1 protein-coding gene is annotated in these 223 nt (G+C 39.9%); it reads right to left on the reverse strand.

What is annotated here, in order from left to right:
• A partial coding sequence (locus tag Q8G36_RS28770) for a group II intron maturase-specific domain-containing protein (protein WP_305275400.1) occupies positions 1–223 on the reverse strand: 223 nt, incomplete at both ends.

Raw genomic sequence — 223 nt, forward strand, 5'->3', positions numbered from 1 at the left:
CTTTGAGTTTCTTCACCCTCGTTCTTGGCAATTTCCATTGCTTCCATAGGCACATCCTGAGTCTTCTTCGAATCCATGAATCTAAATTCTTCAATACGTTCGGAGTATCAATGAGGGCGAAATACCCTATCCAACCTCTAAGGTATTGCTTTAACTTATTTATTCGGAGTTTCATGGGTATCGGTAATTTTCTCGAGGTCATTTCCCTGATTCGTTTCTTTAC

Source organism: Peribacillus frigoritolerans, assembly GCF_030676415.1.
GTDB classification, from domain to species: domain Bacteria; phylum Bacillota; class Bacilli; order Bacillales; family DSM-1321; genus Peribacillus; species Peribacillus frigoritolerans_A.